The organism is Pseudomonas lundensis (assembly GCF_001042985.1).
GTDB classification, from domain to species: domain Bacteria; phylum Pseudomonadota; class Gammaproteobacteria; order Pseudomonadales; family Pseudomonadaceae; genus Aquipseudomonas; species Aquipseudomonas lundensis.
The window spans coordinates 1-24,042 of sequence record NZ_JYKY01000016.1 but is presented as its reverse complement, the minus strand read 5'-3'; the positions used below and the strand labels follow the sequence as shown (position 1 = coordinate 24,042).

The following is a 24,042-nucleotide window of genomic DNA, read 5'->3' as shown; positions in this document are numbered from 1 at the left end:
CGTCAGCGATTGCAGAGGTTAAAGCACGTTTGCGCTGATACTGACGCCCAGCGTGTGGCTGGCGCCCGGTTCCAGTGTGATCACGTCGTCCATCACATTGGCCGTTTCGATGCACAGCATGCGCTGCCAGCCGTCGGCGGCCATGTCGTTGAAACGCGCGGTCTTGTCGATCCACGGGTTCCAGATCACGGCGCTGCGTGAACCCTCGCTCTTGAGGGTGATGCGACGTTCCCATTCAGGGTCAACGATGCTCAGTGTGTCAGGGGTGTCGAGGTAGATGCGGTCGGTTTCGCCGCTAAAGGTCAAATCCCCTGACTGCTTGACGCGTTTCCAGTCATCCAGGGTTTCGATGTAGGTCAGCCCCTCCACGCCTTCGACATGCACCTGGCGCACATCGCTGACCGCAAAATAGCTGTGCAGCGCTTGGCTGATGCTCACGGCGGTGTCGCTGCGGTTATGGCTGACGAGGTTCAGGTGCAGTTGAGTGTCGAGGCGGATGTGCAGGGTCAGGGTCACGTCGTGCGGCCAGCCTGGCAGACCGCCCTCAACCTGAGGCAAACGCAGCGCTATATGCAGCGCCTCGCCGGCGTCATCGTAATCGTGCAATTCCCACTCTCGCGTGCGCACCAGACCATGGGCCGTGGCGGGTTCTGTGTTGACGCGCATGGCTTGCACGCTGGGCGGGTTGAGGGCCAGGTTGCCAAACCAGGGCCAGCAAATCGGTACGCCGGTGCGAATGCCTTTGCCGTGGGTGTACTGGGCTTTTTCGTTCAGCCAGATCACCGGCTTGTCCTTGCCGACCTGATAACTGAGCACCTGTGCGCCCTGTTTGGCGATCAGCAGTTGCGCTTGCCCGTGGATAAAGTGCCAGCAGTCCAGCTCGCCCAATTTCAGTGAAGTGCTCGGGAGTGACGTGTGGCAGTGCATGACAGGCTCTCTATGACAGGACAAGGGCAGCAGTAGACAGGCAAAACACCGTCAGGTTTAACGGCGTGGCGGCACTGAGCGTGTGCGGCCGCTGCCATCGATGGCGACGAACACAAATACCGCTTCGGTCACTTTGCGCCATTCGCTGGAGAGCGGGTCGTCGCTCCACACTTCGACCATCATCTGAATCGAACTGCGGCCGATTTCCAGGGCCTGGGTGTAGAAGGACAATTGCGCGCCGACGGCGACCGGGACCAGAAACGCCATGCGGTCGATGGCGACGGTGGCGACACGTCCGCCCGCCACTTTGCTGGCCATGGCCGTGCCGGCGAGGTCCATCTGGGACACCAGCCAACCGCCGAAAATATCGCCAAAACCATTGGTTTCGCGGGGCAGGGCAGTAATTTGCAAGGCCAGGTCGCCTTGCGGGATTGGATCTTCTTGTTCGAGCTCTAGCATGCCGAAGGGCCTCTGACCCGTGATTCATCATGTGTATTGCGGGTGAAAAAGCGTCTTTAGAAAAACGATTCAGCCCGAACATACTGCGTTCGTCACGTTCTTCCCAAGCCGCACCAAGGGGAAACATCGTCGATGTATCGGCTGAAGGGACGCATTAGGGCGTTTCGTACAGCCACTCACCATCCGTAGGTCGTTGCTTACGGTCGGCGAGTATATCGGTCGGCAACGCCGTCGACGACCGTCTGATTCTGCTTTTTAAAAGGCCGACACGTCTACCTCTGTGCTTTTGCAGACAATTTGTTATCGTTCGGGACCGCCCGGCCGATGCCGGCGGTGTTGCTGCTTTTGCCTAGCCTAATAAGAGATGCCCAAATCCGATGATCACCGAGCCTTCCAGTGCTGCGCCTCCCTCGCGTCCCCTGACCCGTAATGACTACAAAACCTTGTCGCTGTCCGCCTTGGGCGGTGCGCTGGAGTTTTACGATTTCATTATTTTTGTGTTCTTTGCCACGGTGGTCGGCAAGCTGTTTTTCCCGGCCGACATGCCCGAGTGGCTACGGTTGATGCAGACCTTCGGTATTTTCGCGGCCGGTTATCTGGCGCGGCCGCTAGGTGGCATTGTCATGGCGCACTTTGGCGATCTGCTGGGGCGCAAGAAGATGTTCACCTTGAGCATTTTCATGATGGCTGTGCCGACTCTGATCATGGGGTTGTTGCCCACCTATGCGCAGATTGGCATGTGGGCGCCGATCCTGTTGCTGTTGATGCGAGTGATTCAGGGCGCAGCCATTGGGGGTGAAGTGCCGGGGGCCTGGGTCTTTGTGGCCGAGCACGTGCCGTCACGGCATGTGGGCTACGCCTGCGGCACGCTGACCTGCGGCCTGACGGCGGGTATTTTGCTGGGCTCGCTGGTGGCCACGGCTATCAACACGATTTACACCCCGGTGGAGGTGTCGGACTACGCGTGGCGTATTCCCTTCCTGCTGGGCGGTGTGTTTGGTTTGTTTTCGGTTTACCTGCGTCGCTGGTTGCACGAAACCCCTGTGTTTGCCGAGTTGCAACTGCGCAAGGCATTGGCAGAAGAAGTGCCGCTCAAAACCGTACTGCGCGATCACCGTGGCGCCATCGCCGTGTCGATGCTGCTGACGTGGTTGCTGTCGGCCGGGATCATCGTGGTGATCTTGATGACCCCGACCGTGCTGCAAACCATTTATGGCTTCTCGGCCACGGTTTCGCTGAAAGCCAATAGCCTGGCGATTGTCTTTTTGAGTCTGGGGTGTATTGCGTCGGGTGCGCTGGCGGATCGGTTTGGGGCGGGCAAGGTGTTTGTCTTCGGGTGTGCTGCGCTGTTGATCACCTCGTGGACCTTCTACCACAGCCTGTTGCAACACCCGGATTGGCTGTTTCCGTTGTACGCGTTGAGTGGTTTGTTCGTAGGAACCATCGGCGCCGTGCCGTATGTCATGGTCAAGGCGTTCCCGCCAGTTGTGCGTTTCAGCGGTTTGTCGTTTTCCTACAACTTGGCCTATGCCATTTTCGGCGGTCTGACCCCGATGGCCGTGACCTTATTGCTCAAAGAAAGCCCGATGGGCCCGGCGTATTACGTTGCAATCATTTGTACGATGGGGTTGCTGGTGGGTGCTTATCTTTGGAAGAAAGGGCGCTGACCCGCAGGCTATAGCGTTTGCGCACCACAACACTTCTCTTTAAAAAGGCCAGCCATTCATTGCGAATGCTGGCCTTTCATCTAATTGTCACAATCGGTTCATAGAGTAGTCACATGGCCTGCAGATACTGGCCCCCGATTCATCTAACCTCGTTTGCTAGGAGTAAGGCATGAGACTGAAGCGTGTGATGGCGGCCCTGACTTTTGTCGCCGCAGGCGTTGCAACTGCGAATGCGGTTGCCGCGGGTGTTGATCCGGCAATCCAGCCGTACGTTAAGACCACCGGTGTGTCGGGTAACCTCTCCAGCGTTGGTTCCGATACCCTGGCGAACCTGATGACCTTGTGGGCTGAGGCTTACAAAAAAGAATACCCGAACGTCAATATCCAGATTCAGGCTGCCGGTTCTTCGACCGCGCCACCGGCGATCACTGAAGGCACCGCTAACCTGGGCCCGATGAGCCGCAAGATGAAAGACAACGAACTGGCGGCCTTCGAGCAGAAGTACGGCTACAAGCCGACCGCTATCCCGGTGGCTGTCGATGCCCTGGCGGTGTTCGTGCACAAAGACAACCCGATCAAGCACATGACCATGGAGCAAGTTGACGCTGTCTTCTCCTCCACGCGTCTGTGTGGCGGCAAATCGGACATCAAAACCTGGGGTGACCTGGGGGTGACCGGCGATCTGGCCAACAAGCCGGTGCAACTGTTTGGTCGTAACTCGGTGTCCGGCACTTACGGTTACTTCAAGGAAGAAGCCCTGTGCAAAGGTGACTTCAAGCCAAACGTGAACGAACAGCCGGGCTCGGCTTCGGTGGTGCAGTCGATCAGCAGCTCGCTCAACGGCATCGGTTATTCGGGCATCGGTTACAAAACCGCCAGCGTGAAAACCGTACCGCTGGCCAAGAAAGGCAGCACGGAGTTCGTTGAAGACACCGAAGAAAACGCCTTGAACGGCAAATACCCGTTGTCGCGTTTCCTCTACGTGTACGTGAACAAAGCACCGAACAAGCCACTGAACCCGCTGGAAGCCGAGTTCATCAAGCTGGTGCTGTCCAAGCAAGGTCAAGAAGTCGTGGTCAAGGATGGCTACATCCCGCTGCCAGCCAAAGTCGCTGCCAAAGCCTTGGCTGACCTGGGTTTGAAAGAAGGCGCATAACCCTGTAGCGGCTGGCGCAGGCTGCGAGCACGACGCTCAGCCTGCGCCAGTGACCACAGGTTGTGAGCCCGGTAACTACTCAATTTTCCATTCCGCTGCCAGCACCACTGGGCAGCGGCTTTTTTGCGTCACTGCTTTGTCATCTTTTTGTCATACAGGACCGCTAGGGTGTGCGCATGAATGATCTGGCCAATTCCCCAATGACTACGACATCCGCTCCCAAGCGCATTGATTTCAATACGCCTGAACTGCAACGCAAGCGCCGCATGCGTGCGCTCAAAGATCACCTGACCCGCTGGTATGTGTTTATCGGCGGTCTTGCCGTGCTCGGCGCGATCACACTGATTTTCTTCTTCCTCGGTTATGTGGTGCTGCCGCTGTTCCAGGGCGCCGACCTGAATGCCAAGCAGGCGATTACGCCTGTGTGGATGCAGGACGCAGGCAAGCCGTTGATGCTGTCGGTCGAAGAGCAAAATCAGGTCGGTATGCGCGTGTCCGATCAGGGCATGGTGCTGTTCTTCAATGCCAAGAGCGGCGAAGAACTCTCCCGCGTGAACCTGCCGCTGCCCGCCGACACCCATGTGACGTCGCTGGGCGAGGATCAGCCGGGTAACCCGGTGGTGGTTCTGGGCTTGTCCAACGGCCAGGCGCTGGTGTTTCGCCACACGTATAAAGTCAGCTACCCGGATGGCAAAAAGACCATCAGCCCGGCCATCGAATACCCGTACGGCGAGGCGCCTGTCGCGCTTGACCCTCAAGAGCGTGCGCTGGATCACGTGAACCTCAGCGTGAACGATTCGACGCTGGTGCTGGCGGGCTCGACCGGCGCGCAATTGCACGTGCTGTCGTTGGCCAGTGAAGAAAACATGATGACGGGTGAGGTCACGAACTCCGAGACCCGCATCGAGCTGCCGCAGATGACCGAGAAGGTCAAAGCGCTGTACATCGACCCGCGTCAGCAATGGCTGTATGTCATCAATGGCCGCGCTCAGGCCGACGTGTTCAGCCTGCGCGACAAAAGCTTGAATGGCCGTTACAAACTGGCCGAAGACGCCACCACTGAAATCACTGCCAGTACGCAGTTGGTGGGTGGCATTTCGCTGATCCTGGGTGACTCCACCGGCAGCCTGAGCCAGTGGTTCATGGCCCGCGACCCCGATGGCGAACAGCGCTTCAAGCACATCCGCAGCTTCAAGATGGGCGACTCGCCGATTGTTGAAATCACCGCCGAACAACGCCGCAAGGGTTTCCTGGCGCTGGACGCTGCCGGTGACATCGGTGTGTTCCACAGCACCGCGCATCGCACCCTGCTGGTCGAGAAGGTCGCTGAAGGCCCGGGCATTATGGCGCTGTCGCCTCGCGCCAACCGCGTCATCGTGGAAGAGGGCGGCAAGCTGCTGCCCTTGACCTTGAAGAACCCGCACCCGGAAGTGTCCTGGAGCGCGCTGTGGAGCAAGGTCTGGTACGAGAACTACGACGAACCGAAATACGTCTGGCAGTCGACCGCGGCCAACACCGACTTCGAACCGAAGATGAGCCTTGCACCGCTGACCTTCGGTACGTTGAAAGCGGCGTTCTATGCGATGTTACTGGCTGCACCGCTGGCGGTGGCCGCCGCGATCTACACCGCGTACTTCATGGCCCCGAGCCTGCGCCGCAAGGTCAAGCCGGTGATCGAACTGATGGAAGCGATGCCGACCGTGATTCTGGGCTTCTTCGCCGGTCTGTTTTTGGCGCCGTATGTCGAGGGGCATCTGCCGGGGATTTTCAGCCTGTTAATGCTGCTGCCGATCGGGATTTTGCTGGCGGGCTTCACCTGGAGCCGTCTGCCGGACTCGATCCGCCTGCGCGTACCGGATGGCTGGGAAAGCCTGATTCTGATCCCGGTGATTCTGTTCATTGGCTGGTTATCGCTGTACATGAGCCCGTTCATGGAAGCCTGGTTCTTCGGCGGTGACATGCGCTTGTGGATCTCCCACGACCTGGGCATCACCTATGACCAGCGCAACGCTCTGGTGGTCGGCCTGGCGATGGGTTTTGCCGTGATCCCGAACATTTACTCGATTGCTGAAGATGCCGTGTTCAGCGTGCCGCGCGGCCTGACGCTGGGATCGCTGGCGCTGGGTGCCACGCCGTGGCAAACCATGACCCGCGTGGTGATCCTGACCGCCAGCCCGGGGATTTTCTCGGCCCTGATGATCGGCATGGGCCGTGCGGTGGGCGAGACCATGATCGTACTGATGGCCACGGGCAACACGCCGGTCATGGAAATGAACCTGTTCGAAGGCTTGCGTACCTTGGCGGCGAACGTGGCGGTGGAGATGCCGGAGTCCGAAGTGGGCGGCAGTCACTACCGTGTGCTGTTCCTCTCGGCGCTGGTGCTGCTGTTGTTCACCTTCATCATGAACACTCTCGCTGAGCTGATCCGTCAGCGTCTGCGCAAGAAATATTCGTCGCTTTAAGGAAGGTAGAAGTCTGTGAAACAGAATTCCCTCAAAGGTTGGTTCAAGAGCGGCGCCCCGGGCGTCTGGATCAGCGGTGGCGCAGTGTCGCTCGCGGTCATCATGACCATTGGTTTGCTGGCCGTGATTGCGGTGCGCGGGTTGGGCCACTTTTGGCCGGCCGATTTGGTGCTGGCGCAGTACAACGTGCCGGGCTCTGCCCATCACGTGGTGCTGGGCGAAGTGGTGCAAAAGGAAGAAGTGCCCCGCGAGCGCCTGAAAAGCGCCGGTTTGCCGGTGCCGGAGCAAGGCCCGGAGTTCATGACCCGCGAGCTGATCAAGGTCGGCAACCGTGACCTGAACGGCAACGACTTTTCCTGGGTGGTGGGCGAGTGGCTGACCGACCTGAAGACCCCGCCCGAGTTACTGGCCATCGAGCGCCGTGAGTGGGGCAACTTCTACGGCTACCTGGTCAATGTGAAAGAAAACGGCAAGGTGATTGCCGAAGGTGAAGCGGCGTGGCCTGAGCTGCAAGCGCGAGTCAAGCGCGTCAACGATCTGGCCAAGCAACTCAGCCAGTTGGAAAAGAAAGACATTGGCGCCATCAACTATGGCTTGGAGCGGATCCGCCTGCAGGGTCGCAAGCTGGAGCTGGAAGGCAAACTGACACCGCAAGCCCAGGCGGACATGGAAGCCGAACGTGCCGAGCTGAATGCGCGCTACAAAGCGATTGAAGACCGCTTGGGTGATCTGCATGCCCAGTTCAATCGCGACAGCCTGACGGCCCGCGATGCCAACGGCAAAGAACTCGAAATCAACATCGGCAAAGTGGTCAAGGCCTACCAGCCGAACGCCATGAACAGCTGGCAGAAGCTGGCGATGTACTTCAGCAACATTTGGGAATTCCTGAGCGAAGACCCGCGTGAAGCCAACACAGAAGGCGGGATCTTCCCGGCGATTTTCGGCACCGTGATGATGACCCTGATCATGGCCGTGATCGTCACGCCGTTCGGTGTGCTGGCGGCGGTGTACCTGCGTGAATACGCCAAGCAGAACACCCTGACCCGGGTGATCCGTATTGCTGTGAATAACCTGGCCGGTGTGCCGGCGATTGTGTACGGCGTGTTTGGTCTGGGCTTCTTTGTGTACGTGCTGGGCGGCTCGGTTGACCGTCTGTTCTTTGCCGAGGCACTGCCCGCGCCGACGTTTGGTACGCCGGGCCTGATGTGGGCCTCGCTGACGCTGGCGCTGCTGGCGGTTCCTGTGGTGATCGTGGCCACGGAAGAAGGCCTGGCGCGGATTCCGCGTACGGTGCGCGAAGGCTCGCTGGCGCTGGGTGCGACCAAGTCTGAGACCTTGTGGAAGATCGTATTGCCCATGGCCAGCCCGGCGATGATGACCGGCATGATCCTCGCCGTGGCGCGGGCAGCGGGCGAAGTGGCACCGTTGATGCTGGTGGGTGTGGTCAAGCTGGCACCTTCGCTGCCGCTGGACGGCAACTACCCGTACCTGCACCTGGACCAGAAGATCATGCACCTGGGCTTCCATATTTATGACGTGGGCTTCCAGAGCCCGAACGTTGAAGCTGCGCGGCCGCTGGTATACGCCACGGCGCTGCTGCTGGTGCTGGTGATCGCGACCCTGAACCTGTCGGCGGTGTGGATTCGAAACCACCTGCGCGAGAAGTACAAGGCGCTGGAAAGCTGATAACGAACACTGACGGCAGGAGCGGCCCATGGGCCCTCCCGCCCACGAGAAGCCCGGTTGTAGACAACCGGAACGAATTTTTAGCGTATGGAGCAACCCATGCAGCATGAATCCACGTCCCACGGCATCAACATGTCCGCCTTGGGTCGCACCAAACAAAGCTTGAACCTGGCCAATGAAGAAGTTGCCATTGAAGTCCCGGGGCTGAATCTTTATTACGGCGAAAAGCAGGCGCTGTTCGACGTGAGCCTGAACATTCCGAAACAACGCGTGACGGCGTTCATCGGGCCGTCGGGTTGCGGCAAGTCCACCCTGCTGCGTACGTTCAACCGCATGAACGATTTGGTAGACGGCTGCCGCGTTGAAGGTGAAATCAACCTCTACGGTCATAACATCTACCGCAAGGGCGAAGACGTTGCCGAGCTGCGTCGCCGCGTGGGCATGGTGTTCCAGAAGCCTAACCCGTTCCCCAAGACCATCTACGAAAACGTGGTTTACGGCCTGCGCATTCAGGGCATCAACAAAAAACGCATCCTCGACGAAGCCGTGGAGTGGGCCCTCAAAGGCGCGGCGTTGTGGGATGAGGTTAAAGACCGTTTGCACGACTCGGCACTCGGCTTGTCCGGTGGTCAGCAGCAGCGTCTGGTGATTGCCCGTACCATCGCGGTCGAACCTGAAGTGTTGCTGCTCGATGAGCCGTGCTCGGCACTTGACCCGATCTCGACGCTGAAGGTTGAGGAGCTGATTTACGAGCTCAAGTCCAAGTTCACCATCGTGATCGTGACCCACAACATGCAGCAGGCGGCGCGGGTGTCGGATTACACCGCCTTCATGTACATGGGCAAGATGGTTGAATACGGCGACACCGACACGCTGTTCACCAACCCGGCCAAAAAGCAGACCGAAGACTACATCACCGGTCGCTACGGCTAGTTGGCGCGGCCTCTGCCGCTTGGCGTAATGACACATTTGGCTGGCCGCCTGGCGCGTGCCGCTCACAGATTTTGCGGAGCAGAACCATGATTTCAAAGGATGGCCTCACCCATCACATTTCCGCGCAATTCAACGCGGAACTCGAAGAAGTGCGCAGCCACTTGCTGGCCATGGGCGGACTGGTCGAGAAGCAGGTTAACGACGCGGTCACCGCGTTGATTGAGGCCGACTCCGGGTTGGCTCAGCAAGTGCGCGAGATCGACGAACAGATCAATCAGATGGAGCGCAACATCGACGAAGAATGCCTGCGCATTCTGGCCCGTCGCCAACCTGCGGCGTCTGATTTGCGGCTGATTATCAGCATTTCCAAGTCGGTGATCGACCTGGAGCGCATCGGTGACGAAGCGACCAAAATTGCTCGCCGGGCGATCCAGCTCTGTGAAGAGGGCGAAGCGCCACGCGGTTACGTCGAAGTGCGCCACATCGGCGATCAGGTGCGCAACATGGTGCGCGATGCGCTGGACGCGTTCGCCCGCTTCGACGCTGACCTGGCGCTGTCTGTGGCGCAGTACGACAAAATCATCGACCGCGAATACAAAACGGCGCTGCGCGAGTTGGCCACCTACATGATGGAAGATCCGCGTTCAATTTCGCGGGTGCTGAGCATCATTTGGGTACTGCGCTCACTGGAGCGCATTGGCGATCACGCCCGCAATATTTCGGAACTGGTGATCTACCTGGTGCGCGGAACGGATGTGCGCCACATGGGCCTTAAGCGCATGCGCGAAGAAGTTGAAGGCACCGGTGCCGATAACGCTAATGTTCCGCAGGTGCCTGACGATAAATAAGACTGCCCGAGATTAAAAACGCCCGGCTTTGGCCGGGCGTTTTGCGTTTCGGCGTTCACATTCAGGCGCTCTGCGAACGTAAAGTCATTCGGGGTGCCCCAAGATTTGGCACATGGCCATCATTCGGCGCATGCTAGTCAAGATTTCAGAGGAGCAGTCGATGAGCAAGGTCAGTGTGTTGGTGGTGGATGACGCGTCGTTTATTCGCGATTTGGTCAAGAAGTGCCTGCGTAACTACTTCCCGGGCATCAAGATCGAAGACGCGGTTAACGGTCGCAAAGCCCAGGCCATACTGGCCCGCGAAACCTTCGATTTGGTGCTGTGTGACTGGGAAATGCCTGAAATGTGCGGCCTTGAGCTGCTGACCTGGTGCCGCGAGCAAGATCACCTGAGAACCCTGCCGTTCATCATGGTCACCAGCCGTGGCGACAAAGAGAACGTGGTGCAGGCGATTCAGGCCGGTGTGTCGGGGTACGTCAGCAAGCCGTTCACTAACGAACAGTTGCTGACCAAGGTCAAACACGCCCTGAACAAGGCCGGCAAACTTGAAACCCTCCTGGCCAGTGCGCCAACGCGGATGAACTCGGCATTCGGTAATGATTCGCTCAGCGCGTTGACCGGCGGCAAGGCTCAAGTGGTAGCGCCAACGCCTGCCGCGCCTGCGCCCGTTGCCCGCCCGGTGGCGGCCGCCAAACCTGCGGCAAAAGCCCATGCGCCGGCTGGTCGGGGCCAAGGGCAACTGCGTCTGTCCAGCGGCACCCAGGCGTGTGTCATCAAGGCCTTGAGCCTCAAGGAAGCGCTGCTGGTGGTGCGCCGTGGCGACGTGCTGCCGCAGGTGCTGGAAAGTGCCGTGCTTGACCTTGAGCAGGGCGAGAGCGCCGAGGTGGCCCGCCTTAACGGTTATTTGCACGCTATCGTGGCGTACGAGCCCAAGCCCGACAGCGACTGGCTGCAACTGACCTTTCGCTTTGTGGATCAGGATGCCGCGAAAATGGGCTACCTCTCGCGCCTGATTGCCCATGGCACCGCCCAGAAACACTTTGTGCCGGGTGCATAACACCCCAACACAGGCTTATGGCAATTGCAGGCCGCCGGAAGCCTTGTGAATCGCCCGCAAATGCTCGCCGATCTGTTTGACGTTGGCTTCGGTCGCGGCAATCTCGGCGGCGCGGGCGGGTTCCAGCAAGCTGCGCACTTCCTTGTCCAGGTCCCCGGTCAGGCGCAGTAATTGCTGCTGGCGCTGACTGCTTTCGGATTCGAGCATTTCCCATTCTTTGGCTTGCGGCAGGCCATAGCCGCTGCTGCCCAGCAATTCAGCCGGGCGACTGAGAAAGCCGCTGCTGGCGAGAATTTCTTGCAATGTCTTGTTGGCCTTGTCCATGCCGGCCCCCTCGATCCCGCGCACTTTCAAGTACTTCTGTTTGACCTCGTCCTGGGCCAGCAGCAATTGGCGGCGAAAGGCGGCCTGTTCAAGCAGCAACAACGCTGCGCTGGCGCGCAGGTCGGCCTGTTCGATCCAGGGGCGCCGTGCATCCGGGCTGAGGGCGAGCCAGTCTTCGACGCTGGCCTGCTGGATCGGCAGGCGGGTCTTGAGTACATCGAACATCGCCTGATAGCGATCACGGTATGAGTCAAAGCGATAGCCCAGCCTCAGCGCTTCTTTTTTGTCGTCCAGCACACGGGTGTCGGCCAACCCGCGTGCCTTGAGCACTTCCAGCAGGCCATTGGGCATGATGCTGTCCAGGCCTTTGAGCTGCGTGTTGTCACTGCCGCTGCGCAGTAATTTCAGGGTTTCGACCGCGCAGTTATTGGAGATGAAGTAATAGTTGCCGTCATAACTCCAGTGCACTTCTGCCGCGTGCTCGACCACTTCTTCGATTTCCGGACGGCTCAGGGTGAGGGGCACGGAGGCCAGGCTGCGCAGTTCGGTTTTGGTGTATTCATCGATCACTTGAGCCAGCGGCAAGACGAAAAGCCGCGAGGGGTAAGCGCCGGTCAGCCCGTCCCAGCTTGATAGCTGTACGTCGTTGACGAATGCCCGGTAAGACAACACCAAGTGTTCTTGCAGGTCGAGTCGGCAATCGGGCCCGCGCGGACGTCCGGGCGCGCAAATCACCAAACGCAACATGCTGTGCCCCCAGCGGCTCGCCCATTCCTGATTGGCCTCGGCAAGCAGGTAATCGACGGCGTACACACGCTCGGGGTCGACGGTGCCGAGGGGCTGTTTGGCGAAATCGTTACCGGCGTTCAGAAAGGCAAAGCCTGTGGGGCATTCATCCCGGGCAGCCGGGGCCCAGCCGAAGTGATCCCGGTAGTAGCGATACAGGGCCGGGCGCCGACAAGCGTAAGCCGGGTCGAGGAGGAAGTACTCCATGTTGACCGCGACAAACTCTCTGGGGTTGGTGACTTCGTACAGATCGGGACTGCGCACGATCTGGTGGTTATCTTGTTCGCGTTCACCGCGTCGACCGACATATTGTTGCCAGCCGGCGAGGTCGAGCAGGCGCGGGTCATCGCTGAGGGTGAAACGGCGTTCGGTCTGGCCTCGGCATTCGTCCGGCAGGCCAATCAGCCCGGCGCTGTTGTGCTGACGTGTACAGCGCTGGATGAGGGTGCGTTGGGCGTGCGGCCACACACGGGCGCGGTCATAAATGTGGGTCAGTTCGTGCAGGACGGTGGCGAGCATTTCCCGGCGCACGGTGCCGTGGGGGCGGTTGGTTTGCTCGGTCGCGGCCGAGCCGTCGGTCAAGCTCGCCAGCAATTTGCGGTTGAGGTCCAGCTCGGAGATCAGCGACGCTTGCCCGTAGGCATTGCTCGGCATGTCATCGGTCCAGCCCACCAGGATCTGGCGGTCCAGTTGCTCGATAAAGCGCGGTGGCAGCTTGCGCATGGCCTCGTCCAGCAGCGCCTGACTGGCCTGCTGTTCAGCCGGGCTCAAGCCTTCGGTCTTGAGTTGCAGATGCAACGCGGCCTGGGCGCTGCTGCCGATCAGCAGCAGGCCGCAGGCGGCAAGCCAACGCGCGAGCGGCCTCACAGTGCGAGGATGGCTTCGGCAAGTTCCTGATCGCTGGCGCTGCGGGCTTCTGGCACACGCTCACGCAAGGTATTGAAGGCGGATTCCAACTGAACGCCGCGAATGTCGCCTTGGCTGGCGACGAAAGTGGCGGCGTCATCGTGGGCTTCACGCACCACTTTAGAGTCACGGATCGACGTGGTGGTGTCGGAAGTGAAATCAATGGCGCGTCCGAATGCACGAACAATGATGTTACTGGTCTGCACCAGGGTTTGTGCCTGAGCCACATCGGCCAGCAACAGCAGGCCAAGGGTGGCGACAATCAACGGGTTACGCATGAATATTCTCCAGAAAACGCGGGTGCTTATTGGACGAGAATTGCCTGTGCCAGTTCAAGGTCGCTGGCAGTCAATTTTGGCTGGTCGTGGCGCAGGTAGCGCAAGGCCGATTCCAGCTGTGAGCCTCGTAGTTGGCCGTCACTGGCGATAAATGCGGCAGCGTCATCCTGAGCGGCACGAATCAGTTTGTTTTCGAACGGTGTTGAGGTCACTTTGCTGGTGACGTAGCCAGAGAGCACGGTGGTTTGTGTGCTCGTGTCGAAGGCGGCAGCAGTTTGAGTCCAGCTAAAGGCAAGTAGAGCAATTGAGAGAAAGCGCATGGGTCTCGACGTTAATTGAGCGAGGGCCAAGGCTAGCGTAATGGGCGGGGCAGGGCAAAGCGGATGTGCCCGCTGTCCGGGGGCGAGGCTGTGCTCGAATTACCTCGCACATAGCCTCGCACTGCCCGGCAGCGATGACACGGCAAATCAGAGGGTGAGGATCGCCTGGGCCAGTTGTGCATCGGACGCTTGCAGCTGTGGCGCCTGCTGACGAATGAAGTCCAGCGCGCTTTCGAGCTTGACGCCACGGATGCTGCCTTCGCTGGCGACAAAACTGGCGGCGTCGTCACGGGCGGCGCGCACGATTTTGTTGTCGCGGATGGAGTTCGTGGCGTCGGACGTCAGGTCGGTCGTGGCCTTGAGCGTGCCTACGATGGCATCGGTGGTCGCGATGAAGCTGGAAGCATGGGCGCTGGCCGCAACAGTCAGCAGCGCCGCCGCGCTAAGTAGGCGAAGAGTGGACATGGTGATACTCCTTGGCATGAGCTTATAAGTTAGACGTTTATAAGCCGAATAGTAGGCCCGGCGTCGCGTACGGCAAAGAACGTTTTGCGGTGACACGCCGTTTTGAGGCGTTGAGCCAAGGAATGCGTCAACTGTACCTGTATGTTTTAAACATTTTTAAAACTGTACCTGTGACGGTCTGCGAATACAAAATGCTCTTCCAGAACGACAAAACCCGTCAGCGGTTTCCCGCGACGGGTTCTGTTTTACAAATTCTGGGTGCTGGCGGTAAATCGTGAATCAAGGCCAGCGAGCGCTTGTTAGCGCCAGAACGGCTTGCTCAGCTCTTCGTAGCGCTGTGCTTCGCTAATCCCGGCATCAGCCAGAAGACGCGAGTCCAGGCGAGCCAGTTGATGGCGGCTGGAAATACGGCGCTGCCACAACATGAGGTTGGCAAGTACGCGCAAAGGGATCGAAGCCTGGTTGTTAACAGTGCTGCTTTCAGTGAACAAATCGGAACTGAGGGTACGTTCCATGATGGCATCCTTCCGCTTGTGGCGGCATTGGCTAGTGGTTTAACTGGTGCCCATGATCCTCTTGTGCGTCCAGACTCTCTAGATACAGTTCATCTGTATTGTGCAGAGCCAGTTAACTGTTTATGGGGGCTGTACGGGCGCAAATGACTACAACTGTACCGGTAGGCACTAAGTTGGTGCATTTTTAGCCATTTATGTGTGAAAAGGCGGCTGTAAGGGTAGGAAATGACCAGTACAGCAGTACAGTTTTTGAAATTGCAGCGATAAAAAAGCCGCCGAGAAAACAGTGTTTTCATCGGCGGCTGTCTAGCTCGCGTGTTACGGGAGCATTTTGCCGGTTTCTTCCAGGTTGATATGCCAGCTCAACGCTTCGCGCAGAATGTGCGGGGTGTGGCCACCGATTGCACAGGCTTTGCTGAAGTAGTCATTGAGGGCTTCACGGAAGTCCGGGTGCACACAGTTGTCGATGATCACTCGGGCGCGCTCGCGTGGCGCCAGACCGCGCAGGTCGGCCAGACCCTGTTCGGTTACCAGGATGTCCACATCGTGTTCGGTGTGGTCAACGTGGCTGACCATTGGCACCACACTGGAGATCGCACCGGCCTTGGCAATGGACTTGGTGACAAAGATCGCCAGGTGAGCGTTACGGGCGAAGTCGCCCGAACCGCCGATGCCGTTCATCATGCGAGTGCCGCAGACGTGGGTGGAGTTCACGTTGCCGTAGATGTCGAATTCCAGGGCGGTGTTGATGCCGATGATGCCCAGACGACGCACGACTTCAGGGTGGTTGGAGATTTCTTGCGGGCGCAGGACCAGCTTGTCCTTGTAACGCTCCAGGTTGCCGAACACGTCCGAGTTGCGACGTTCCGACAAGGTGATCGAACTGCCCGATGCGAAGCTCATTTTGCCGGCGTCGATCAGGTCAAAGGTCGAATCCTGCAGTACTTCGGAGTACATGGTCAGGTCTTCGAACGGTGAGTCGATCAGGCCGCACATCACGGCGTTGGCGATGTTGCCGATGCCGGCCTGCAACGGACCCAGCTTGTTGGTCATACGCCCGGCTGCCACTTCTTGTTTGAAGAAGTTGATCAGGTGGAACGCAATGCCGTCGGTTTCGCTGTCCGGTACCGAAACGGTGGACGGTGAATCAGGCTTGTTGGTGATGACGATCGCAACGATTTTTTCCGGCGGAATCGGAATTGCAGTGCTGCCGATGCGGTCGTCGACTTTTACCAATGGGATAGGCGTGCGCGTTGGGCGGTAAGTCGGGATGTAGATGTCGTGCAGGCCTTCCAGGTTCGGGTTGTGCGCCAGGTTGATCTCAACGATCACCTGTTTGGCGAAAATCGCGAAGCTGGCCGAGTTGCCGACGGAGGTGGTCGGCACGATATGGCCTTGCTCGGTAATCGCGACGGCCTCAATCACAGCGATGTCCGGCAGCTTGAGCTGCTGGTTACGCAGTTGCTCTACGGTTTCAGACAAGTGCTGATCGATGAACATGACTTCGCCGGCGTTGATCGCCTTGCGCAGTGTGCTGTCTACCTGGAACGGCATGCGACGCGCCAGCACGCCGGCTTCGGTCAATTGCTTGTCCAGGTCGTTGCCCAGGCTGGCGCCTGTCATCAGGGTGATTTTCAGCGGCGCCAGTTTGGCGCGTTCGGCCAGCGCGTGCGGAACGGCCTTGGCTTCGCCGGCACGGGTAAAACCGCTCATGCCAACGGTCATGCCGTCTTGGATAAGGGCGGCGGCTTCTTCGGCGCTCATGACCTTATCGTGTAGGGAATTTAGGCGAATACGTTCACGGTACATGGATTGTTATCTCGGGCAACGGAAGCAAGATGCGCAGTCTATTCATTTTCAAAGGCTGGCGTCCCGCTACCATGGTCGAATGCCTGACGGCGATTTAGACCCTTTGGTCGGGATCTTTGCAGAAATAAAAAACCCCGGTCAATTCAGCGCCGGGGTTCTCGGTGTGGCAGTGGCGGGGGATGTTACTCGACCGCCTTGACCATATCTTCAATAACTTTCTTGGCGTCACCGAAGACCATCATGGTTTTGTCCAGATAAAACAGTTCGTTATCCAGTCCGGCGTAGCCACTGGCCATCGATCGTTTGTTGACGATGACGGTCTTGGCTTTATAAGCCTCAAGAATCGGCATGCCCGCAATCGGCGATTTCGGATCGTTTTTCGCGGCCGGGTTGACCACGTCGTTGGCACCCAACACCAGCACGACATCAGCCTGTCCGAATTCGGAGTTGATGTCTTCCATCTCGAACACTTGGTCGTAAGGCACTTCTGCCTCGGCAAGCAGGACGTTCATGTGGCCGGGCATACGACCTGCCACCGGGTGGATCGCGTATTTCACCGTGACGCCGCGGTGGGTCAGCTTTTCGGTGAGTTCTTTCAGGGCGTGCTGAGCACGTGCAACCGCCAGGCCATATCCCGGCACGATGATGACCGTGTCGGCGTTGGTCAGCAGGAAGGTGGCATCGTCAGCCGAGCCTGATTTGACCGGACGGGCTTCTTGCGTACCCGCCGGGCCGCCCGCATCCGTTGCACCGCCAAAGCCGCCCAGGATCACGTTAAAGAACGAACGGTTCATCGCCTTGCACATAATGTAAGACAGGATCGCGCCCGACGAGCCCACCAGCGAACCGGCAATGATCAGCATCGAATTGTTCAGCGAGAAGCCGATCCCGGCTGCCGCCCAGCCCGAATAGCTGTTGAGCATCGATACCACAACCGGCATGTCTGCCCCGCCAATCGGGATGATGATGAGCACGCCCAGCACGAACGCCAGTGCCAGCATGAGTGCGAAGGCGTTGAGGTTGCCGGTCAGCATGAAGGTGATGCCCAGCCCGAGGGTGGCCAGTCCGAGCACCAGATTCAGCGTGTGCTGACCACTGAATTGCACGGGAGCGCCCTGGAACAGGCGAAATTTGTATTTGCCTGACAGTTTGCCGAAGGCGATCACAGAGCCGGAGAACGTGATGGCACCAATCGCAGCGCCCAGGAACAGTTCCAGGCGGTTGCCCGCAGGAATGGCATCGCCCAGTTGCTTAACGATGCCCAGCGATTGCGGCTCGACCACGGCGGCGATGGCGATAAATACCGCAGCCAGACCGATCATGCTGTGCATGAAGGCGACCAGCTCTGGCATTTTGGTCATTTCAACGCGCTTGGCCATGATCGACCCCGCCGTGCCGCCGACCAGTAGGCCCACGATCACATAGCCGATACCGGTTGTAGCTATTTCAGCGCCTAGCTTGAAGACCAGTCCTACGGTTGTGATGACTGCCAGCGCCATGCCGAGCATGCCGAAGAAGTTGCCACGACGTGAGGTTGTGGGGTGCGACAGGCCTTTGAGGGCCTGGATGAAACATATTGACGCGATCAGATACAGAACGGTGACCAGGTTCATGCTCATGGCTTGCGCACCTCTTCTTTGGCTTTAGGTGCTTTCTTCTTGAACATTTCCAGCATGCGCCGGGTGACCAAAAATCCACCAAATACGTTAACGGCGGCCAAGGCCACCGCCAGGGTGCCCATGGTTTTGCCCAGTGGGGTGACCGTCAGTGCAGCGGCCAGCATCGCACCTACGATCACAATGGCCGAAATGGCATTGGTGACCGCCATCAGCGGCGTGTGCAGGGCAGGTGTGACGTTCCAGACCACGTGATAGCCCACATAGATAGCCAGCACAAAGATGATCAGGTTGTAGACGCCGGGGGAGATCAGCTCTTCCATTGTTTTTATCCTCAGCCGTTTTTGCGCACGACTTGACCGTCGCGGCACATCAGGCACGCGGCGACGATGTCGTCTTCTAGGTTGATCTGGAACTGTCCTTCAGGGGTGAAGACCAGTTTGAGGAAGTCCAGCAGGTTGCGGGCGTACAGTGCGGAGGCATCTGCGGCAACCATGGCGGCCAGATTGGTATGGCCCACGATGGTGATGCCGTGCTCGACCACCACTTGGTCCGCGACGGTCAGCGGGCAGTTGCCCCCTTGGGCAGCGGCGAGGTCGATAACGACGGAGCCCGGTTTCATCTGTGCCACGGTTTCAGCGCTGAGCAGCACTGGCGCCTTGCGGCCCGGAATGAGCGCGGTAGTAATGACGATGTCGGCCTGCTTGGCACGTTCGTGAACGGCCAGTGCCTGACGCTGCATCCAGCTTGCAGGCATAGGACGCGCATAGCCGCCAACCCCTACGGCGCATTCGCGTTCTTCGTCGGTTTCGTAAGGCACGTCGACAAATTTGGCACCCAGCGACTCGATCTGCTCTTTTACGGCAGGGCGCACATCAGACGCTTCGATCACGGCCCCCAGGCGTTTGGCGGTTGCAATGGCCTGAAGGCCTGCAACGCCTGCGCCGAGGATCAGCACGCGGGCAGCTTTCACAGTGCCCGCGGCGGTCATCAGCATCGGCATGAAGCGCGGGTAATGGTGAGCGGCCAGCAGCACGGCTTTATAGCCGGCAATGTTGGCCTGGGACGACAGCACATCAAGACTTTGCGCCCGAGAAGTGCGTGGTGCGGCTTCCAGTGAGAACGCCGTAATGTCATGGCTGGCCAGTTTGGCAATGGTTTCATCGCTGAACGGGTTGAGCATGCCAATCAGCACTGCGCCGCGATTTATCAGGGCCAGTTCGCTGTCGTTGGGAGCAACCACTTTCAGGATCAGCTCGGCGCCTAGCGCGTCGCCGGCACTGCCAATGGTTGCGCCGGCGGCTTCATAAGCGCTGTCGATGACGCTGGCGTTAATGCCTGCGCCGCTTTGAACAGTCACTTTATGGCCTTGGCCGATCAGCTTCTTGATGGTTTCCGGGGTTGCAGCAACCCGCGTTTCACCCTGATGGGTTTCGAGAGGAACACCAATGTGCACGTCATATCTCCTGCGTGATCTTTTATAAGAAATCCAGCGCACTTCGGATGGCGCGGCTGGGGCGGCCGATCAGCACGATCCCACCGGAATCAGGGTGGGGCGCCGCATAATGCAGGCGATTATTTGGCTCTTCAAGAACTTATGAAGGGTGACGGAATAATTACTACAAGTCATGCCGTGACCGAATGTCGCAAGGTTTCTTTAGAGACCAGTAACGGCGTGGCTTTCAGGGATTAAAGGATGTTTTAGAGTTTTTTTCACATTTCTTTTAGTTATCTGGCCATAACTTTCAGAAATACCCTGTAAGCCACGTGGTTACTGGCTTGCAGGTTTGTCCAGATAGACATAAGTTTAGGCTGCTTAAAAGCGACATTTACGTATATATGTAGGGTGTTTTTATTAGTCACTACATAACTCGTCTGGACGATGTAATGCGCTAATCAAGGCTGTATTGCTGGGCTTTCTGGATAAGCCAGTCGCGAAACGCCTGAAGCGAGGCGGACTCGATTTTGCGTTCAGGAATCATCAAGTGATAAGCCTTGGTGCTCGCCAGCGTTGCAGTGTTAGCGATTACCAGTCGTTGCTCGGCCAATTCGCGTTGAATCAAGAAGGGTGGGATCAGTGCGATGCCCATGTCGTGCATAGCGGCCTGGGCCAGCATCGAGAACAGTTCGTAGCGCGGCCCGGTCATGTCGCGGGGGATGTTCAGGCCTTGCGCGTTAAACCACTGCCGCCACGCATAGGGGCGCGTGGTTTGTTGCAGTAATGGAAGTTCTGCGAGTGCATCTGGCGTGAGGGTTTTCTCGGCTGGCAGCAGGCGGGGGCTGCATACGGGAACGGGATTTTCACCCATCAAGCGATAGGACGAAGTGCCTGACCAGTCGGCATCGCCGAAATAGATGGCGGCGTCAAAGTCGGTGTCAGCAAACAGAAAGGGGCGCGTGCGGTTGGTGAGGTTGACCGTGACGTCGGGGTGTTGCTGCTGGAAGTCTTTGAGTCGCGGTAGCAGCCATTGCGTACCGAAGGTGGGGACGACGGCCAGTTCAATCACGTTGGCGCCTTGCTGGCCCATGATCGAGAGGGTGTCACGCTCGACGGCATCCAGTTGGGTTGCGACACGTCGGCTGTAGGAAAGCCCTGCTTCCGTCAGCTTCACACCGCGTTTTGAGCGTCTGAAAAGTTCGATGCCAAGAAATTCTTCGAGGCTGGCTATTTGTCGGCAGATCGCCCCTTGGGTCAGAGAAAGCTCCTGCGCAGCTTTGGTGAAGCTTTCGTGCCGAGCTGCCGCCTCAAAACTGATGAGTGCGGCCGTACTGGGAATCTTGCGGCGCATGTACGGCTTCCTCACTAAAGGTCATGAGATATGGCGTTTTTGATCTTCACGGAGTGAGAAATTATCACAAGAGAGTGCCGAATCCTCGTTTGTCCTTCTATATAGGTGCGGCCTACGATCGGCCCACGACATTTGATCTATATCTCGAGGGTTCACTCATGGCGGGTAAGGCAAGCTTCAACTGGATCGATCCACTGTTGCTGGATCAGCAGCTCACTGAAGAAGAGCGCATGGTGCGCGACAGTGCTGAGCAGTTTGCGCAGGGCAAGTTGGCGCCTCGAGTGCTTGAAGCTTTCCGTCATGAGAAGACTGATCCGGCCATTTTTCGTGAAATGGGCGAGACCGGTTTGCTGGGAGCGATGATCCCCGAGCAATACGGCGGCAGCGGCCTCAATTATGTGAGCTATGGCTTGATTGCGCGGGAAGTGGAGCGTGTGGACTCTGGCTACCGTTCAATGATGAGTGTGCAGTCGTCGCTGGTGATGGTGCCTATCAATGAGTTCGGGACTGAAGCCCAAAAGCAGAAATACCTGCCCAAGCTGGCTTCGGGTGAATGGATTGGCTGTTTTGGTCTGACTGAGCCAAATCACGGTTCTGATCCTGGTGCGATGATTACGCGTGCACGAAAAGTCGAAGGCGGCTACAGCTTGACGGGCGCCAAAATGTGGATCACCAACAGCCCGATTGCTGATGTATTTGTGGTGTGGGCTAAAGATGATGCCGGGGATATCCGTGGCTTTGTGCTGGAAAAGGGTTGGAAGGGTCTGAGTGCGCCTGCAATTCACGGCAAGGTAGGTTTGCGCGCATCGATCACTGGCGAAATCGTTATGGATAACGTGTTTGTACCTGAAGAGAACATTTTTCCGGATGTGCGTGGTCTGAAGGGGCCTTTCACCTGTTTGAACTCGGCCCGGTACGGTATTTCGTGGGGGGCGCTGGGGGCTGCCGAGTTTTGTTGGCATACCGCACGCCAGTACACCCTCGATCGTCAGCAGTTTGGCCGGCCACTGGCTGCCACGCAGTTGATTCAGAAAAAGCTGGCGGATATGCAGACTGAGATTACGTTGGCGCTGCAGGGTTGCCTGCGTCTGGGGAGAATGAAGGACGAGGGCACGGCGGCGGTGGAGATCACGTCCATCATGAAGCGTAATTCGTGCGGCAAGTCGCTCGACATCGCTCGCATGGCGCGTGACATGCTGGGGGGGAACGGCATTTCTGATGAGTTTGGTGTGGCGCGCCACCTGGTCAACCTTGAAGTGGTGAATACCTATGAAGGCACCCATGACGTGCACGCCCTGATTCTGGGTCGGGCGCAGACAGGTCTTCAGGCGTTCTATTAATAGAGGGGGCGGCTCATGGGGGCTTTATCGCATTTGCGGGTGCTGGATTTGTCGCGGGTACTGGCAGGTCCTTGGGCGGGCCAGATTCTGGCCGACCTTGGGGCTGAGGTCATCAAGGTCGAGCGTCCGGGCAATGGAGATGACACGCGCGCCTGGGGGCCGCCCTTCCTTAAAGATGCCTATGGAGAGAGTACTGGCGAGGCGGCGTACTACCTGTCTGCCAATCGCAATAAACAGTCTGTGACGATCGATTTCACCAAGCCAGAAGGTCAGCGACTGGTGCGCGAGCTGGCGGCGAAGTCCGACATTTTGATCGAGAACTTTAAGGTGGGTGGGTTGCAGGCTTATGGTCTGGACTATGCGTCGCTAAAAGACGTTAACCCTGATTTGATCTACTGCTCGATTACAGGGTTCGGTCAAACGGGGCCGTATGCCAAGCGTGCCGGTTATGACTTCATGATTCAGGGCTTGGGCGGCCTGATGAGTCTGACCGGGCGGCCTGAGGGGGAAGAGGGGGCGGGGCCGGTGAAGGTAGGGGTGGCGCTGACCGATATACTGACCGGGTTGTATTCGACGGTTGCGATTCTGGCTGCGCTGGCTCATCGCCAACATGATGGGGGTGGGCAGCACATTGATATGGCGTTGCTCGATGTCCAGGTTGCCTGCTTGGCGAATCAGGCCATGAACTATCTCACTACAGGTATTTCACCTAAGCGCTTAGGCAATGCCCATCCGAATATCGTGCCGTATCAGGATTTTCCTACGGCAGATGGTGACTTCATTCTTACCGTCGGGAATGACAGCCAGTTCAGGAAGTTTGCGCAGGTGGCGGGTTGCAGTGAGTGGGCTGACGATCCCAGGTTCTCGACTAATACCGCGCGGGTGGCGAATCGGTCGGTGCTCGTGCCTTTGATTCGTCAGACGACTGTGTTCAGGACGACGGCGCAATGGGTGTCTGAGTTGGAAGCGGTCGGCGTACCTTGCGGGCCTATCAACGATTTGGCGCAGGTATTTGAGGATCCTCAGGTGCAGGCGCGTAACTTGGCGATAGCGTTGCCTCACCCGTTGGCGGGGCTTGTGCCGCAGGTGGCGAGCCCGATCAGGCTGTCGGCCACCCCGGTTGAATACCGTAATGCGCCGCCATTGCTGGGCGAGCATACGCAGGAGGTCTTGCAGCGTGTCTTGGGGGTGACTGCGGGGGCGCTGGAAGGGCTGCGCACGTCGGGCGTTGTTTAGGCCTTTGCAGAGGGGCGCTAGTGCCTCTCTATATAGTTAGGTTTTAAGTCTTTTTCGGGTAATTGATAGAGTCGCTCAATTAGGGCTTGACTCAGGATTTCAACGGCCTATAATTCGCCCCACTTCCGGCGTAGTCGAAACGGAAAACTCCTTGAGTTTCAATGAGTTAGACGGTTTTGACGATGCCAGCTTCAAATCATCGAAGCAGGAAATGAGGTGTTGACAGCAGCGTGTAACGCTGTAGAATTCGCCTCCCGCTGACGAGAGATCGGAAGCGCAAGTGGTTGATGTTACAGAGGAAACTTTGAAAACATCTTAAAATAACCGCTTGACAGCAATAGAGGCTGCTGTAGAATGCGCGCCTCGGTTGAGCGAAAGCTTAACCAACCGCTCTTTAACAACTGAATCAAGCAATTCGTGTGGGTGCTTGTGGAGTCAGACTGATAGTCAAAAAGATTATCAG

General features: G+C 58.2%; 22 protein-coding genes. 10 read left to right on the top strand and 12 right to left on the bottom strand.

Annotated features, from left to right (window positions below):
* Positions 1-18: 18 nt before the first annotated feature.
* Together TU74_RS13945 and TU74_RS13940 are read right to left on the bottom strand one after the other, a co-directional pair.
* Complete coding sequence (locus tag TU74_RS13945; RefSeq protein WP_048376874.1) at positions 19-927, bottom strand: D-hexose-6-phosphate mutarotase; 909 nt, start codon at positions 925-927, stop codon at positions 19-21.
* A 57-nt stretch (positions 928-984) separates the two neighbouring features.
* Positions 985-1,386 (bottom strand): acyl-CoA thioesterase, encoded by a 402-nt coding sequence (locus TU74_RS13940; protein ID WP_003438129.1) that lies wholly within the window; start codon positions 1,384-1,386, stop codon positions 985-987.
* A 377-nt stretch (positions 1,387-1,763) separates the two neighbouring features.
* Between TU74_RS13940 and TU74_RS13935 the strand changes: the two genes are divergently transcribed.
* The 7 genes from TU74_RS13935 (at position 1,764) to TU74_RS13905 (ending at position 11,195) form a co-directional block, all read left to right on the top strand.
* Entirely contained in the window at positions 1,764-3,053 is a 1,290-nt protein-coding gene (locus tag TU74_RS13935; RefSeq protein ID WP_048376873.1) for an MFS transporter, read from the top strand.
* Between the two features lie 169 nt (positions 3,054-3,222).
* Positions 3,223-4,209: a phosphate ABC transporter substrate-binding protein PstS gene (locus tag TU74_RS13930; RefSeq protein ID WP_047279100.1), complete on the top strand. Its 987-nt coding sequence runs from the start codon at positions 3,223-3,225 to the stop codon at positions 4,207-4,209.
* A gap of 176 nt (positions 4,210-4,385) precedes the next feature.
* Entirely contained in the window at positions 4,386-6,671 is a 2,286-nt protein-coding gene (locus TU74_RS13925) for an ABC transporter permease subunit (RefSeq protein WP_048376872.1), read from the top strand.
* Positions 6,672-6,686: 15 nt separating this feature from the next.
* Positions 6,687-8,357 (top strand): phosphate ABC transporter permease PstA, encoded by a 1,671-nt coding sequence (gene pstA / locus TU74_RS13920; protein ID WP_047279104.1) that lies wholly within the window; start codon positions 6,687-6,689, stop codon positions 8,355-8,357.
* Between the two features lie 99 nt (positions 8,358-8,456).
* Positions 8,457-9,290 (top strand): phosphate ABC transporter ATP-binding protein PstB, encoded by an 834-nt coding sequence (pstB, locus tag TU74_RS13915; RefSeq protein WP_047279108.1) that lies wholly within the window; start codon positions 8,457-8,459, stop codon positions 9,288-9,290.
* A gap of 86 nt (positions 9,291-9,376) precedes the next feature.
* Complete coding sequence (phoU, locus tag TU74_RS13910; RefSeq protein ID WP_047279110.1) at positions 9,377-10,138, top strand: phosphate signaling complex protein PhoU; 762 nt, start codon at positions 9,377-9,379, stop codon at positions 10,136-10,138.
* 160 nt (positions 10,139-10,298) lie between these two features.
* Positions 10,299-11,195 (top strand): response regulator, encoded by an 897-nt coding sequence (locus TU74_RS13905; RefSeq protein WP_047296591.1) that lies wholly within the window; start codon positions 10,299-10,301, stop codon positions 11,193-11,195.
* A 15-nt stretch (positions 11,196-11,210) separates the two neighbouring features.
* Here the strand turns inward: TU74_RS13905 and TU74_RS13900 are convergent, their stop codons facing one another.
* The 4 genes from TU74_RS13900 to TU74_RS13885 form a co-directional block, all read right to left on the bottom strand.
* A complete protein-coding gene (locus tag TU74_RS13900; RefSeq protein ID WP_048376871.1) occupies positions 11,211-13,172 on the bottom strand; it encodes a DUF7844 domain-containing protein in 1,962 nt (653 codons plus the stop codon).
* Entirely contained in the window at positions 13,169-13,489 is a 321-nt protein-coding gene (locus TU74_RS13895) for a DUF2388 domain-containing protein (RefSeq protein WP_047279694.1), read from the bottom strand. The genes TU74_RS13900 and TU74_RS13895 overlap by 4 nt, the downstream gene beginning before the upstream one ends.
* 26 nt (positions 13,490-13,515) lie before the next feature.
* Positions 13,516-13,809, bottom strand: a complete 294-nt coding sequence (locus TU74_RS13890; protein WP_047279693.1) for a DUF2388 domain-containing protein — start codon at positions 13,807-13,809, stop codon at positions 13,516-13,518.
* 147 nt (positions 13,810-13,956) lie between these two features.
* A complete protein-coding gene (locus tag TU74_RS13885) occupies positions 13,957-14,274 on the bottom strand; it encodes a DUF2388 domain-containing protein (RefSeq protein WP_047279124.1) in 318 nt (105 codons plus the stop codon).
* A 122-nt stretch (positions 14,275-14,396) separates the two neighbouring features.
* Here TU74_RS13885 and TU74_RS24175 point away from each other — a divergent pair, with 122 nt between their 5' ends.
* Complete coding sequence (locus TU74_RS24175) at positions 14,397-14,552, top strand: hypothetical protein (protein WP_157315168.1); 156 nt, start codon at positions 14,397-14,399, stop codon at positions 14,550-14,552.
* Positions 14,553-14,573: 21 nt separating this feature from the next.
* Here TU74_RS24175 and TU74_RS13880 read toward each other — a convergent pair whose 3' ends face one another.
* The 6 genes from TU74_RS13880 to TU74_RS13855 form a co-directional block, all read right to left on the bottom strand.
* Complete coding sequence (locus tag TU74_RS13880) at positions 14,574-14,789, bottom strand: DUF1127 domain-containing protein (protein ID WP_048376870.1); 216 nt, start codon at positions 14,787-14,789, stop codon at positions 14,574-14,576.
* Positions 14,790-15,107: 318 nt separating this feature from the next.
* Entirely contained in the window at positions 15,108-16,598 is a 1,491-nt protein-coding gene (locus tag TU74_RS13875; protein WP_047279132.1) for an acetyl-CoA hydrolase/transferase family protein, read from the bottom strand.
* Positions 16,599-16,780: 182 nt separating this feature from the next.
* Complete coding sequence (locus tag TU74_RS13870) at positions 16,781-18,217, bottom strand: NAD(P)(+) transhydrogenase (Re/Si-specific) subunit beta (protein WP_047279134.1); 1,437 nt, start codon at positions 18,215-18,217, stop codon at positions 16,781-16,783.
* Complete coding sequence (locus tag TU74_RS13865; RefSeq protein WP_047279135.1) at positions 18,214-18,537, bottom strand: NAD(P) transhydrogenase subunit alpha part 2; 324 nt, start codon at positions 18,535-18,537, stop codon at positions 18,214-18,216. Before TU74_RS13865 ends, TU74_RS13870 begins: the two co-directional genes overlap by 4 nt.
* Positions 18,538-18,548: 11 nt before the next feature.
* Positions 18,549-19,670, bottom strand: a complete 1,122-nt coding sequence (locus tag TU74_RS13860; RefSeq protein WP_048376869.1) for a Re/Si-specific NAD(P)(+) transhydrogenase subunit alpha — start codon at positions 19,668-19,670, stop codon at positions 18,549-18,551.
* Positions 19,671-20,106: 436 nt separating this feature from the next.
* Positions 20,107-21,003, bottom strand: a complete 897-nt coding sequence (locus tag TU74_RS13855) for a LysR family transcriptional regulator (RefSeq protein WP_048376868.1) — start codon at positions 21,001-21,003, stop codon at positions 20,107-20,109.
* 158 nt (positions 21,004-21,161) lie between these two features.
* On the opposite strand from TU74_RS13855, the gene TU74_RS13850 reads away from it, so the two are divergent.
* On the top strand, positions 21,162-22,343 hold the full coding sequence (locus TU74_RS13850) for an acyl-CoA dehydrogenase (RefSeq protein WP_047279141.1): 1,182 nt from the start codon (positions 21,162-21,164) through the stop codon (positions 22,341-22,343).
* Positions 22,344-22,358: 15 nt separating this feature from the next.
* Positions 22,359-23,579, top strand: coding sequence for a CaiB/BaiF CoA transferase family protein (locus tag TU74_RS13845; protein WP_048376867.1), 1,221 nt, complete (start codon positions 22,359-22,361; stop codon positions 23,577-23,579).
* The last annotated feature ends 463 nt before the right edge of the window (positions 23,580-24,042 follow it).